Source organism: Streptomyces sp. NPDC019224 (assembly GCF_040632605.1).
GTDB lineage: Bacteria > Actinomycetota > Actinomycetes > Streptomycetales > Streptomycetaceae > Streptomyces.
Genome location: NZ_JBEYCF010000090.1, coordinates 1 through 13,803 on the forward strand (window position 1 = coordinate 1; position 13,803 = coordinate 13,803).

The window sequence follows — 13,803 nt, forward strand, 5'->3', positions numbered from 1 at the left end:
GGACGCCGCCGAACTCCTTTTAGGAAAAGCCCCGTGCCCCTGTGGCACGGGGCTTTTCCGCGTTCCGGAGCCGCTTCCCACCCCCGTGCACCCGCGTCGCCGGCCGGCTCGCAGCGAGGCGGCGACGGTGTGCCGGGCGGCTTTGCATAACCCGCGGATCAGGGTATGCTTTAGCTCGTTGCCGCAGGGCAGCAAGGCCCCAATAGCTCAGTCGGTAGAGCGTCTCCATGGTAAGGAGAAGGTCTGCGGTTCGATTCCGCATTGGGGCTCAGAAAGAAGAAAGGCCCCGCCATCTGGCGGGGCCTTTCTTCGTACGCGGGGGCGGTGCCGGCCTAGGATGCCGGGCGCGGTTCCGGGACGCGCATCGTGAGGATGGCCATGTCGTCCGAGGGCGGGTCGGCGGCGAAGCGCTCGACGGCCCGAAGAATGCGCGCGGCCACCGCACCCGCCGTAAGCCCCGTGCAGTGGGCGAGGACATCCGCCAGGCCGTCGTCGCCGAGCATGCGCGTACCCTCCCGACGCTCCGTCACGCCGTCTGTCACGCACAACAGGACATCGCCCGGTTCCAGCGTGAACGCCTGCTCGTACAGCTCCAGGTCCTCCATGACGCCCAGGAGCGGCTGGGGGTCCGCCGCGGGCTCCACCGAGCCGTCCTGGCGCAGGCGCAGCGGCAGCGGGTGACCCGCGCAGACGACCTTCAGCAGTGCGCTGCCGTCCTCCTGCGGCCACAGTTCGCCGTACAGCAGCGTGAGGAAGCGGCTGCGGGTTCCCTCGTCGAGGATGGCGGCGTTGAGCCGCTCCAGGACCGCGGGGCCGCCGAAACCCTCCCGGGCCAGCAGGCGCAGCGCGTGGCGGGCCAGACCCGTGACGGCCGCCGCCTCCGGTCCTGTACCGCAGACGTCACCGATGGCGAAGCCGTAAGCGCCGTCCCGGATGGGAAAGACGTCGTAGAAGTCGCCGCCGACCTCGTTGCCCTCGCCGGCCGCACGGTAGATGACGTCGACCTCGACGTTGGGTACGGTCGGCAGGCCCGGCGGCAGCAGGCTGCGCTGGAGGGACTGGCTGATCGCTGTGCGCTCCGAGTAGAGGCGGGCGTTGTCCAGGGCCAGGGCGGCCCGGCGGGACAGGTCCTCGGCCAGTTCCAGGATCTCCTGGCGGAAGTGGTCGTCGGACGGCTTGCCGAGCGTGAGCATGCCGATGACCCGGTTGCGGGCGACGAGCGGGAGGACGACGGTCTCCCCGCCCACCGCCGCCGCCGTCGCGAGTGTCGTACGGGTGCCTGAGCCGAGGCCTCCCGGCTCTCCGATACCGATACTGCGCATCGAGATGCGCAGTGCCGCCTCATGAGCGGCCTGGGACGGCGCGGTCCAGACGCGGGCCCCGGGAGTCGGCACCGGCTCCGGCGGGGAGATCCTGGTGAGGAGGGCCTTGAGGCCGTCGATGCGTTCCTCGTCCTCGTGGAGCACGTAGGAGAGCTCCGGTTCCGACGCCTGATCGGCGATCGTGTAGACGGCGCACCAGGTGGCCAGCGTCGGGACCGTCATCTGGGCCATCAGCGCCAGCGTCTGGTCCCGGTCCAGGGTGCCCGCCAGCAGGTCCGACGCCTCGACGAGGAAGGACAGCGAGCCGCGGCGCAGCCGTTCCAGCTCACCCAGGCGCGCCGACTCGACCGCCAGGGCGATCCGGTCCGCGGCGAACTGGAGGCGCAGCGCCTCCTCGTTGGAATAGCGGCCGGCGGCCTCGGCCGCGACGCCCAGGGAGCCCGTGAGGCGCCCCTCGACCTTCAGCGGGACGGTGACCACCGAACGCATGCCGGTGTTGCCGAGCAGCGGGACCGCGCCCGGGACGGCGTCCAGGTCCTCGTGGACGGCGGGCATCCGGGCGGAGCCGTACCGCCCGGTGCCGGCCTCTACGGGGACACGGGCGAAACGCTGGCGGGCGGAGGGCAGACCGGTCGTGGCCCGGACCTCCAGCTCGGTCTCGTCGTCCGTGGCCAGCAGCAGGAAGGCGGCGTCGGCGTCGAGCATGTCGCGTGCCCGTTCGACGGTGCGCTGGAGCAGACCGTCGAGGTCGTCGGGGGCGGGGGAGCCGATGAAGACCTCGAAGGGGTCCGTCTTGCGGCTCTCGGTGGCGTCCGAGACCGGGGCGCGCACCGGGGTCTGGAGGACCGCGCGCTCGTAGTCGCGCACCAGGAGGCAGACCGTCGACGGTTCGCCCTGGGGGTCCCGTACCCGCAGGTGGGAGCCGTAGACCGGGATGGTGCGGCCGTCGGCGCCCCGGATGCCGTAGCTGCCCTCCCAGCGGGAGAGGCGCAGGGCGTCGGCGATGCCGGTGTTGGTGCCGGGGGTCTGCGGCCAGGCGGTGAAGTCGGTGAGCTGTTTCCCGATGACCTGGTCAGCCGTATATCCGAACAGGTATGCGGCGTCGTCGTTCCAGGCGGCGACGGAGCCCGCGCTGTCGATCTGGACGACGGCGACCCTGACGTGCTCGTCGGTGACCGGAAGCAGGCCGACCGGCAGGAGCGGGCCGGACGAGCGGACGCCCACCGGGCGGTCCGGGAGATCGAGCTGGAACCAGACATGTTTGTGGGTGGGGGAGTACTCGACGCCCCACCGGGAAGCGAGAGCCGCGCACAGCAGCAGGCCGCGGCCGTTCTCGCGGTCCGGGCTGCCGAAGTCGAGGCCGGCCGACTGGAGCGGGATCTCCCGCTCCGGGTAGTGGTCGGAGATCTCGACCCGGACGCCGTCCTCCGTGCGCAGGCACAGGACGTCCGCCGCGGTGCCCGCGTGGACGACGGCGTTGGTGACGAGTTCGCTGGTGAGGACCACGGCGTCGTCGATGACGTCGGTGTACCCCCACCCCTGGAGCGTTTCGCGGACAAAAGCACGGGCCGTCGCGACGGAGCGCGCCACCGGGTCGAAAGTGGCAGCCGCACGCGCCGTGATCACAGCACTCCCCATATTGGTGTCTCGTCGCTTCCCCGAGTCCTGTGCCCGTTTCTCGCCGCTTCGATTCGCCTGCCAGGCTAGACGCTTCCCCCGTGCACCGGGTACAGGAGGGCCGACTTCGGACAGAGCCGGGCGGGAACAGGCGAGTGACCGGCCAGGATGGGCTTCCCCCCGGAGAGATGTGGGACAACCATGGGGGGTTCCACCCCGACCGGTTCCCGCCTGGTACGTTTCAACGATTTGACGTCCGCATGGTCACCCGTCGACGGTGGGCTGTGGCGGTGAGCCATGGAAGTTCTGGGCAAGCTCTCGGACGAGGTCCTAGCTAGACGGTCAACCCCTGCGGGAGGGACACGGTGGAGTCTGACGTGGCGGCGCGGGGTTCAGGTGCGCGCAGTAAAGGCGGTCAGTCCGTGAAGAAGCAGCGCCATGGAACCGTCGAGGTCGACGCCGCGGCGCTCCACAGACTGCTGGCAGGTCTGGTCGCCATGCGCGACGGGAACTTCCGCAGGCGCGTCACGGTCTCCGGCGAAGGCGTGATGGCGGAACTCGCCGCGGTGTTCAACGAGGTCGCCGACCGCAATCTGCACCTCACGGGCGAACTGGCGCGGGTGCGGCGCGTGGTCGGCCGGGAGGGCAAGCTCACCGAGCGGCTGGAGACGGGCGCCTGTGAGGGCTCCTGGGCTGCGGCCATCGATGCCTCCAACGAACTGGTCGACGATCTCGCACGGCCGGTCTCCGAGGTGGGACGGGTGCTGTCGGCGGTGGCCGACGGCGATCTCGAACAGCGGATGGAGCTGCGCTCCCACACGGCGGACGGGACGGTACGGCCGCTGCGCGGGGAGTTCCTGAAGGTCGCCCGTACCGTCAACAACCTCGTCGACCAGCTGTCGGCGTTCACCGAGCAGGTGACGCGGGTGGCTGTCGAGGTGGGGACCGAGGGCAAGCTCGGTGGTCAGGCCCAGGTGCGCGGGATGTCCGGGTCCTGGAAGGACCTCACGGACTCCGTCAACACCATGGCGTACCGGCTGACCGCGCAGGTGCGCGACATCGCGCTGGTGACGACGGCGGTCGCCAAGGGCGACCTGTCGCGGAAGGTCACCGTCCATGTCGCCGGAGAGATGCTTCAGCTGAAGAACACCGTCAACACGATGGTCGACCAGCTGTCCTCGTTCTCCTCCGAGGTGACCCGGGTCGCCCGTGAGGTGGGTACGGAGGGCGAGCTGGGCGGTCAGGCGGTGGTGCCGGGCGTGGCAGGGGTGTGGAAGGACCTCACGGACTCCGTCAACACGATGGCCGGCAACCTCACCTCCCAGGTGCGCGGCATCGCGGAGGTCACGACGGCGGTCGCCAACGGTGACCTGTCGCAGAAGGTGCAGGTGAGCGCGCGCGGCGAGGTCGCCCAGCTCGCCGAGACGATCAATCAGATGACCGAGACGCTGCGCACCTTCGCGGACGAGGTCACCCGGGTGGCCAGCGAGGTCGGCGGTCAGGGGGTGCTCGGCGGCCAGGCGCAGGTGCCGGGTGCGGCGGGCACCTGGAAGGACCTCACCGACTCGGTGAACACGGTCTTCCGGAACCTGACGATCCAGGTGCGTGACATCGCGCAGGTGACCACGGCGGTCGCCAGCGGTGACATGTCGCAGAAGGTCACCGTCAACGTGGCCGGCGAGATGCTGGAGCTGAAGAACACCGTCAACACGATGGTCGACCAGCTCCAGTCCTTCGGTTCGGAAGTGACCCGGGTGGCCCGGGAGGTCGGCGTCGAGGGCCGGCTCGGTGGGCAGGCCGAGGTGCCGGGCGCGGCGGGGACCTGGAAGGACCTCACGGACTCCGTGAACACGGCGTTCCGGAACCTGACCGGTCAGGTGCGTGACATCGCGCAGGTGACCACGGCGGTCGCCAACGGCGACCTGTCGCAGAAGGTCACCGTCGATGTCGCGGGCGAGATGCTGGAGCTGAAGAACACCGTCAACACGATGGTGGCGCAGCTCTCCTCCTTCGCCGACCAGGTCACGCGGATGGCGCGGGACGTCGGGACCGAGGGGCGCCTCGGCGGTCAGGCGCGGGTGGACGGCGTCTCCGGTACGTGGAAGGAACTCACCGACTCCGTCAACTTCATGGCGGGGAACCTGACCTCCCAGGTGCGCCAGATCGCGCAGGTCACGACGGCGGTGGCGCGGGGTGATCTGTCGCAGAAGATCGACGTGGACGCGCGCGGCGAGATCCTGGAGCTGAAGAACACCATCAACACGATGGTCGACCAGCTCTCCGCCTTCGCCGAGCAGGTGACACGGGTGGCCCGCGAGGTGGGGACGGACGGGCGCCTCGGCGGCCAGGCGCAGGTGCCCGGCGTGGCCGGTGTGTGGCGTGATCTGACGGACTCGGTGAACGGGATGGCGGGGAACCTGACCGCTCAGGTCCGTAACATCGCGCAGGTCGCCACGGCGGTGGCGCGGGGTGATCTGTCGCAGAAGATCGACGTGGACGCGCGCGGCGAGATCCTGGAGCTGAAGAACACCCTCAACACGATGGTCGACCAGCTCTCGAACTTCGCGGAGCAGGTGACACGGGTGGCCCGCGAGGTGGGTACCGAGGGGATTCTCGGCGGTCAGGCCGAGGTGCAAGGGGTCTCCGGTACGTGGAAGGACCTCACGCAGTCCGTCAACGGCATGGCCAACAACCTCACCCTTCAGGTGCGGAACATCGCCGAGGTGACCACCGCGGTCGCCAATGGTGATCTCTCGAAGAAGATCACCGTCGATGCCAAGGGCGAGATCCTCGAACTGGTGACGACCGTCAACACGATGGTCGACCAGCTGCTCAACTTCGCCGACGAGGTGACCCGCGTCGCCCGTGAAGTGGGTACCGAGGGCATCCTCGGCGGCCAGGCGCGGGTGCGGGGTGCGACGGGCATCTGGAAGGACCTGAGCGACAACGTCAACCTGATGGCCAACAACCTGACCAGCCAGGTGCGCAACATCTCCCGCGTCTCGTCCGCCGTCGCCAACGGCGACCTGACGAAGAAGGTCACCGTCGAGGCGCGCGGCGAGGTCGCCGAGCTGGCCGACACCGTCAACACGATGGTGACGACCCTGTCCTCGTTCGCGGACGAGGTGACCCGCGTCGCCCGTGAGGTGGGCACGGAGGGCGAGCTGGGCGGCCAGGCACGCGTCCCGGGCGTCTCGGGTACGTGGAAGGACCTCACCGAGTCCGTGAACTCGATGGCGTCGAACCTGACGGGCCAGGTGCGCCAGATCGCCGCCGTCACCACGGCCATCGCCAAGGGCGACCTCACCAAGAAGATCGACATCGATGCGCGCGGCGAGATCCAGGAGTTGAAGAACACCATCAACACGATGGTCGACCAGCTGTCCTCGTTCGCCGAACAGGTGACACGGGTGGCCCGCGAGGTGGGTACCGAGGGCCAGCTGGGCGGCCAGGCGCGGGTGCGCGACGTGGACGGCACCTGGCGCGACCTCACCGAGTCGGTGAACGAGATGGCAGGGAACCTGACCCGCCAGGTGCGGGCCATCGCGGCCGTGGCCACGGCGGTGACGCGCGGCGATCTCAACCTGAAGATCGATGTGGACGCGGCGGGCGAGATCCAGGCCCTCCAGGACAACATCAACACGATGATCGCGAACCTCCGTGACACCACCGCCACCAACAAGGAGCAGGACTGGCTCAAGGGCAACCTCGCCCGGATCTCCGGTCTGATGCAGGGCCGGCGCGACCTCGACGACGTCGCCTCGCTGATCATGAGCGAGCTGACGCCTGTGGTTTCCGCGCAGCACGGCGCGTTCTTCCTGGCCACGCCCACCGGCGAGACCGACGCGCTGGGCGGCGAGGCCGAAGGGGCGTATGAGCTCCGCATGCGGGGAAGCTACGGCTATTCGGCCGGCTCCATGCCGACGTCCTTCCGGCCTGGCGAGACGCTCATCGGCACGGCCGCCGAGGAGAAGCGGACGATCCAGGTGGACAACGTTCCGCCCGGCTACCTGAAGATCTCCTCCGGGCTCGGCGAGGCACCGCCCGCGCATGTGATCGTGCTGCCGGTGCTTTTCGAGGGCAAGGTCCTCGGCGTGATCGAACTGGCCTCTTTCCAGCCGTTCACGCACATCCAGCGGGACTTCCTCAACCAGCTCGCGGAAATGATCGCCACGAGCGTCAACACCATCAGCGTCAACACGACGACCGAGAAGCTGCTCGAACAGTCGCAGGAGCTCACCGAGCAACTGCGTGACCGCTCGCAGGAGTTGGAGAACCGGCAGAAGGCCCTCCAGGCGTCCAACGCCGAACTGGAGGAGAAGGCCGAGCTGCTGGCCCGGCAGAACCGCGACATCGAGGTCAAGAACACCGAGATCGAGGAGGCGCGGCAGGTCCTGGAGGAGCGTGCCGAACAGCTCGCCGTCTCGATGCGCTACAAGTCCGAGTTCCTGGCGAACATGTCGCACGAGCTGCGTACGCCGCTCAACTCGCTGCTCATCCTGGCCAAGTTGCTCGCGGACAACGCCGAGGGCAATCTCTCGCCGAAGCAGGTGGAATTCGCCGAGACGATCCACGGGGCGGGTTCCGACCTGCTCCAGCTGATCAACGACATCCTCGATCTGTCGAAGGTCGAGGCGGGCAAGATGGACGTCAGCCCGACCCGGATCGCCCTGGTGCAGCTGGTCGATTACGTGGAGGCGACGTTCCGGCCGCTCACCGCGGAGAAGGGGCTGGATTTCTCCGTACGGGTGTCGCCGGAGCTGCCGGCCACGCTGCACACCGACGAGCAGCGGCTGCTGCAGGTGCTGCGCAACCTGCTTTCCAACGCGGTGAAGTTCACCGACAGCGGGGCTGTCGAGCTGGTGATCAGGCACGCGGGCCAGGAGGTGCCGGACGCCATCCGGGAGCAGCTGCTGGAGGCCGGTTCGCTGCGGGACGCGGACGGCGACCTGATCGCCTTCTCGGTGACCGACACGGGCATCGGGATCGCGGCGAGCAAGATGCGGGTCATCTTCGAGGCGTTCAAGCAGGCGGACGGGACGACCAGCCGCAAGTACGGCGGTACGGGCCTCGGGCTCTCCATCAGCCGCGAGATCGCGCGGCTGCTGGGTGGTGAGATCCACGCGGCGAGCGAGCCGGGGCGCGGCTCGACGTTCACGCTGTACCTGCCGCTGCACCCGAGTGAACTCCCGCCGCAGGGCTACCCGCAGATCGCTCCGGGACCGGCCGGGGGTCAGACCGGCACGGCGGAGGCCGGCCAGGTGTACGTGCCGGGCTCCCCGGACATCGCGCAGGCCGCGCCGCGTCCGGGGGGCGCCCGGCAGGAGTCCGGCGGTGCGGCGGGGCTGCTGCGGCGCCGGCGCAAGGCGCTGGGAGGCGGACAGCAACAGCCCGCGCTGCCGCCGCGTCCGGCGCCCGCCCCCGCCTCGCAGCCGGCCCCGGCCGCCCCGCAGGAGCCGTGGGCCGTGGGCGGTCAGGAGGAGCCGGAGGTACGCAGGACGTTCCGGTTCAGCGGTGAGAAGGTGCTGATCGTCGACGACGACATCCGGAACGTCTTCGCGCTCACCAGCGTGCTGGAGCAGCACGGACTGACCGTCCTCTACGCCGAGAACGGGCGCGAGGGCATCGAAGTCCTGGAGCAGCACGACGATGTGACGGTGGTGCTGATGGACATCATGATGCCGGAGATGGACGGTTACGCGACGACCTCGGCGATCCGCAGGATGCCGCAGTTCGCCGGCCTGCCGATCGTGGCGCTGACCGCGAAGGCGATGAAGGGCGACCGGGAGAAGGCGATCGAGTCCGGTGCGTCGGACTATGTCACCAAACCGGTCGATCCCGATCATCTTCTTTCGGTCATGGAGCAGTGGATGAGCGGAGAGTGAGCACTCATTGAGCGAATCCACGAAGGTTCGCTGACCGGCGGTGTCCGAAGGAGTGTGGCGACGCGGATTACGGGGAACCTTCCGGTCTCCCCCCGCGTTTCCGGTACGTGCACAGTGACATCACGGTGACAGGGTGTGGTGACCGCCGGGGTGCGGCTACCATGACCGGCACAAGGACGGACGGCGTAAGGGAGTCGTCCCCTGGGGCGGCGCCCGGTGCGATTCCGGGGCGAGGAGGACGGGCCATGGTGCAGAAGGCCAAGATCCTCCTGGTCGATGACCGACCGGAGAATCTGCTGGCGCTGGAGGCCATTCTCTCTGCGCTCGATCAGACACTGGTACGGGCATCGTCAGGGGAGGAGGCGCTCAAAGCGCTGCTCACGGACGACTTCGCGGTCATTCTGCTGGACGTCCAGATGCCGGGCATGGACGGTTTCGAAACCGCCGCGCACATCAAGCGGCGGGAGCGGACCCGGGACATCCCGATCATCTTCCTCACCGCGATCAACCACGGCCCGCACCACACCTTCCGGGGTTACGCGGCGGGCGCGGTGGACTACATCTCGAAGCCGTTCGACCCCTGGGTGCTGCGGGCCAAGGTCTCGGTCTTCGTCGAGCTGTACATGAAGAACTGCAAGTTGCGGGAGCAGGCGGCACTGCTACGGCTCCAGCTGGAGGGTGGCGGGCAGGGGAGTGCCGAGCAGGAGAAGGAGCCGACCGGGCTGCTGGCCGAGCTCTCCGCGCGGCTCGCGGCCGTCGAGGAGCAGGCGGAGGCGCTGTCCAAGCAGCTCGACGACGAGTCGGCGGACGCGGGCGCGGTGGCGACGGCCGCCCATCTCGAACGGAAGCTGACCGGGCTGCGCCGCGCGCTGGACGCGCTGGAGCCGGGCACCGGCGGGGCCTCGGCAGTCCTTCCCTCGTAACGACGCGCCCGGCCACCCGCCCTGTGCGCGAGCGTCTCCGGAAGGGGCCGAGGGCAACTGACCGGCGGTTGTGGGCGTTCGGCGCCCGCCCACCGGTGAGGGCGCGTCAGTTTCCGGTCCCCCCAGGGCGACACGGACGGGTGAACCGGTACGCGCACGTGTTCACCGGCGTGGACACCGGTAACCTCGGCCCCATGGCCTCACGTACGTCCGGCAAGGGTTCCCAGGGCACGGCGGGCACCGCGAAGCGCGTCGGCGGTGGCCCGGGTCCGGCGAAGAAAGCCACGCCCGCCAAGAAGAGCGCGGCCAGGAAGACCGCGCCCGCGAAGAAGGCGCCGGCCAGGAAGACGGCGGCCAGGAAGGCCGCTCCGCCGCCACCGGTGCCCTCGCCCACGAGCGGGGTGTACCGGCTGGCGCGGGCCGTCTGGCTCGGGGCGGCCCACGCCGTGGGCGCGATGTTCCGCGGCATAGGGCGCGGTGCCAAGGGACTCGACCCCGCGCACCGCAAGGACGGTGTCGCGCTGCTGCTGCTCGGCCTCGCGTTGATCGTCGCCGCCGGCACCTGGTCGAACCTGCGTGGCCCGGTGGGCGATCTCGTGGAGATGCTCGTCACCGGCGCGTTCGGCCGGCTCGACCTGCTCGTACCGATACTGCTGGGCGCCATCGCGGTGCGGCTGATCCTCTACCCCGAGAAGCCCGAGGCCAACGGTCGCATCGTCATCGGTCTTTCCGCCCTGGTCGTCGGCGTGCTCGGCCAGGTCCACATCGCCTGCGGTTCGCCCGGGCGCGCCGAGGGAACCGAGGCCATGCAGGACGCGGGCGGCCTCATCGGCTGGGGCGCGTCCAAGCCGCTGATCTTCGCCATGGGCGAGGTGCTGGCCGTACCGCTGCTCCTGCTGCTCACTGTCTTCGGCCTGCTGGTCGTCACGGCGACCCCGGTGAACGCCATCCCGCAGCGGCTGCGGCTGCTCGGCGTCAAGCTGGGCATCGTCGAACCGGTGTACGACCCCGAGACGCAGGAGGTCAACGACGACGAACGGTACGACGAGCAGTGGCGCGAGGCGCTTCCGGCCCGCTCGCGCCGTGCCCCGGCGCGCGGCAGCCAGGCGACCGAGGAGTACGCCCCGGACCTGTCGGAGACCGAGGCGCTGTCCAAGCGCCGCAGACCGCGCAGGCCCTCGGTGCAGCCCGCGATGAACCGCCCGATGGACGCGGTGGACGTCGCGGCCGCGGCCGCCGCCGCACTGGACGGTGCCGTGCTCAACGGCATGCCGCCCTCGCCGGTCGTCGCCGGCCTGACCCAGGGCGTCTCGGTGGACCGCGAACGCACGGGAACGCCGGTGCCGGGCGCCAGGGAGGCGGAGCCGGCCGGAAAGCGTGCGCAGTCCACGCCGGCCGGTGGCGTACCCGATCTGACCAAGCCGGTCCCCGAGCGCTCCGAGTCGCAGCCGCTGCCCGCCCGCGCCGAGCAGCTCCAGCTCTCCGGCGACATCACGTACGCGCTGCCCTCGCTCGACCTGCTGGAGCGCGGCGGCCCGGGCAAGAGCCGCAGCGCCGCCAACGACGCGATCGTGGCCTCGCTGACCAACGTCTTCACCGAGTTCAAGGTGGACGCCGCGGTCACCGGCTTCACCCGCGGGCCGACGGTGACGCGGTACGAGGTGGAGCTCGGGCCGGCCGTGAAGGTCGAGCGCATCACGGCGCTCGCCAAGAACATCGCGTACGCCGTCGCCAGCCCCGACGTCCGCATCATCTCGCCGATTCCGGGCAAGTCCGCGGTCGGCATCGAGATCCCCAACTCGGACCGGGAGATGGTCAACCTCGGTGACGTGCTGCGGCTCGCGGACGCGGCGGAGGACGACCACCCCATGCTCGTCGCGCTCGGCAAGAACGTCGAGGGCGGCTACGAGATGGCCAACCTGGCGAAGATGCCGCACGTCCTGGTGGCCGGTGCGACCGGCTCCGGCAAGTCCTCCTGCATCAACTGCCTGATCACCTCGGTCATGGTGCGGGCGACGCCGGAGGACGTCCGGATGGTCCTCGTCGACCCCAAGCGCGTCGAGCTGACCGCGTACGAGGGCATTCCGCACCTGATCACGCCGATCATCACCAACCCCAAGAAGGCCGCCGAGGCCCTGCAGTGGGTCGTACGGGAGATGGATCTGCGCTACGACGACCTCGCGGCCTTCGGCTACCGGCACATCGACGACTTCAACCACGCCGTACGCACCGGCAAGCTCAAGACACCCGAGGGCAGCGAACGGGAGCTGTCGCCCTACCCGTATCTGCTGGTGATCGTCGACGAGCTGGCCGACCTGATGATGGTCGCCCCGCGCGACGTCGAGGACTCGATCGTCCGCATCACCCAGCTGGCCCGCGCCGCCGGCATCCACCTGGTGCTCGCCACACAGCGCCCCTCGGTGGACGTCGTCACCGGACTGATCAAGGCGAACGTGCCCTCGCGGCTCGCCTTCGCCACCTCCTCGCTCGCCGACAGCCGCGTCATCCTGGACCAGCCCGGGGCCGAGAAACTCATCGGAAAGGGTGACGGCCTGTTCCTGCCGATGGGGGCGAACAAGCCGACCCGTATGCAGGGCGCCTTCGTCACCGAGGACGAGGTCGCGGCCGTCGTCCGGCACTGCAAGGACCAGATGGCCCCCGTCTTCCGCAACGACGTGGTGGTCGGGACGAAGCAGAAGAAGGAGATCGACGAGGACATCGGCGACGACCTCGACCTGCTGTGCCAGGCCGCCGAACTGGTCGTCTCCACCCAGTTCGGATCGACCTCCATGCTCCAGCGCAAGCTACGGGTCGGCTTCGCCAAGGCCGGGCGGCTGATGGACCTGATGGAGTCCCGCAACATCGTCGGACCGAGCGAGGGTTCCAAAGCGCGCGACGTCCTGGTGAAACCGGAGGAGCTCGACGGGGTGTTGGCACAGATCCGGGGGGAAACCGGTTCGTAAGAATTTTGCGGGCAACCGTTTCGCCGAGCTGTACGTCAAGTTGAAGGGAAGGACGGATCGTCCTTCCCCGGCGGCTCGGCGAAACCGGCTCTGTTCGAATCTGATGGCGTACAAAGTCCACCCGCCCGGTTGCCCCACCCTTTCGTACCCCCCCTAGACTGAACACCCAGCAGGTGGCTCACGCTCGAAAGGCGCCCCCGTGTCCATCGGCAACTCCCCCGAAGACGACCGGCCTTCGATCGGTCGAGTGCTCCAGCAGGCTCGTATCGCCGCAGGTCTCACGGTCGAAGAGGTCAGCACGTCCACCCGGGTGCGCATCCCCATCGTGCACGCGATCGAGCAGGACGACTTCTCCCGCTGCGGCGGCGACGTGTACGCCCGCGGCCACATCCGCACACTCGCCCGTGCCGTCGGCACCGATCCGGAACCCCTGGTCACGCAGTACGACGCCGAACACGGCGGCCGTCCCGCGCCCACTCCGGCGGCGCCTCTGTTCGAGGCCGAACGCATCCGTTCCGAACCCCGCCGGCCCAACTGGACCGCGGCCATGGTCGCGGCGATCGTCGCCGTGGTCGGCTTCGTCGGCTTCACCTTCTTCAAGGGCGGCGACGAACCCTCGACGGCCGGCCAGGTGGCCGAGGGCCCCACGTCCGACAAGATCGCCCCGAAACCCTCCGCCAGCAAGCCCGCCGACCCCAAGCCGGTCCCGTCCGAGAGCGCCATCGCCGCGGCGCCCCAGGACAAGGTCACGGTCAAGCTCAGCGCCACCCAGGGCCGCAGCTGGATCTCGGCCAAGGACCACAACGGCCGGTCCCTCTTCGACGGCACGCTCCAGCAGGGCGAGTCGAAGACCTTCCAGGACAAGGAACGGGTCGACCTCGTCCTCGGCAACGCCGGGTCGATCGAGCTCTTCGTCAACGGAAAGAAGGTCGAGGACCAGTTCCAGCCCGGACAGGTCGAGCGGCTCTCGTACACCAAGGGCGACCCCGAGGTCGGCTTTCCCCTGCGCCGTCTTCCCCTGCGCCCTCTTCTTCTGCCCCGACGCAGCCCCCGCCCTCCGCCCCGGTCCTGCCGCAGCAGCGCACCGGACAGG

4 protein-coding genes, 1 tRNA gene and 1 pseudogene are annotated in these 13,803 nt (G+C 69.5%); 5 read left to right on the forward strand and 1 reads right to left on the reverse strand.

Features of this window, described 5'->3' with window-relative positions:
• Positions 1 to 196: 196 nt before the first annotated feature.
• Positions 197 to 269: transfer RNA gene (locus ABZ564_RS32145), tRNA-Thr, on the forward strand.
• Positions 270 to 332: 63 nt separating this feature from the next.
• On the opposite strand, the gene ABZ564_RS32150 is transcribed toward ABZ564_RS32145, so the two are convergent.
• Positions 333 to 2,960: a SpoIIE family protein phosphatase gene (locus ABZ564_RS32150; RefSeq protein WP_360862960.1), complete on the reverse strand. Its 2,628-nt coding sequence runs from the start codon at positions 2,958 to 2,960 to the stop codon at positions 333 to 335.
• Positions 2,961 to 3,361: 401 nt separating this feature from the next.
• Between ABZ564_RS32150 and ABZ564_RS32155 the strand changes: the two genes are divergently transcribed.
• The 4 genes and pseudogenes from ABZ564_RS32155 to ABZ564_RS32170 form a co-directional block, all read left to right on the forward strand.
• Positions 3,362 to 8,824, forward strand: a complete 5,463-nt coding sequence (locus ABZ564_RS32155; RefSeq protein WP_360862962.1) for a HAMP domain-containing protein — start codon at positions 3,362 to 3,364, stop codon at positions 8,822 to 8,824.
• Between the two features lie 245 nt (positions 8,825 to 9,069).
• A complete protein-coding gene (locus tag ABZ564_RS32160) occupies positions 9,070 to 9,747 on the forward strand; it encodes a response regulator (RefSeq protein WP_360862963.1) in 678 nt (225 codons plus the stop codon).
• 194 nt (positions 9,748 to 9,941) lie between these two features.
• Positions 9,942 to 12,710 (forward strand): DNA translocase FtsK, encoded by a 2,769-nt coding sequence (locus ABZ564_RS32165; protein ID WP_360862964.1) that lies wholly within the window; start codon positions 9,942 to 9,944, stop codon positions 12,708 to 12,710.
• Positions 12,711 to 12,909: 199 nt separating this feature from the next.
• Positions 12,910 to 13,707, forward strand: a pseudogene (locus ABZ564_RS32170) (helix-turn-helix domain-containing protein); the annotation flags it as partial.
• Positions 13,708 to 13,803: the final 96 nt, after the last annotated feature.